The organism is Luteibacter sp. P4_E6 (assembly GCF_056401535.1).
This window is the reverse complement of the sequence record NZ_JBFUJE010000889.1, coordinates 1-1,010: the sequence shown is the minus strand read 5'-3', so window position 1 is coordinate 1,010 and position 1,010 is coordinate 1. Positions and strand designations below refer to the sequence as shown.

The 1,010-nt window shown below is 62.3% G+C and carries 1 protein-coding gene; it reads left to right on the top strand.

All coding sequences use genetic code 11. The features are described from left to right. Positions 1 to 277: 277 nt before the first annotated feature. The coding region (locus AC1DT2_RS24375; RefSeq protein WP_477299318.1) for a PLP-dependent cysteine synthase family protein at positions 278 to 1,010 on the top strand (733 nt) is incomplete at its 3' end.

Below are 1,010 nucleotides of genomic sequence, written 5' to 3'. Positions count from 1 at the left end.
ATCAAAGCCTGGCGGGACTCAAGAAAGAAAAGCTGCAGGCAAAGGAGAAGCTCCAGCGAATGTGGGACAGCTGGCAGCAATCACGACACTGACCCCGTCATCGGGTTCACAAATTCCAGAGAACGGGCACGGGAACGTGCCCGTTTTTTTATGGTCGTTCCCTACACCGTTTTGGATCGGCCGAGAAGCCGGGCATCGGTTCAGGGCGCCACGCTTTATCATGTGCGCCCAGAGGGTGGGGTCGTAGGGACCGTGCCCGGAAAAAGACGGAGTTCCAATGAGTGTTCATGACAGCGTCCTCKATCTGATCGGCCACACCCCCATGGTGCGCGCCCAGCGTCTGGATACTGGCCGTTGCGAGCTCTTCCTGAAGCTGGAAAGCGCCAACCCGGGCGGCTCGGTGAAGGACCGCATCGGTATGTCGATGATCGAAGGCGCCGAGCGCGCCGGAAAGATCAAGCCGGGCGACACCCTCGTGGAAGGCACGGCGGGCAATACCGGCCTGGGCCTCGCGCTGGTCGCGCAGCAGAAGGGTTATCGCCTGGTCCTCGTCGTGCCCGACAAGATGAGCCGCGAGAAGATCTTCAACCTCAAGGCCATGGGTGCCGAGGTCGTGCTTACCCGTTCGGACGTGGCCAAGGGCCACCCCGAGTACTACCAAGATATGGCCGAGCGGATCGCTCGCGAGACCCCGGGGGCGTACTTCATCAACCAGTTCGGCAACCCGGACAACCCGCTGGCGCATGAGCAGACCACCGGCCCGGAAATCCTCGAGCAGATGGACGGCAAGGTCGACGCGATCGTCGTCGGCTGCGGCTCGTCGGGCACGATGAGCGGCCTCACCGCCTACCTGCGGAAGCATTCGCCGCATACGCGTATCGTGCTGGCCGACCCCGTTGGCTCGATCCTCGCCGAGTACATCAATGACGGCGTGTTGTCGGAGAAGTCCGGCAGCTGGATGGTCGAAGGCATCGGCGAGGATTTCCTGCCCTCCATCAGCGACTTCTCCA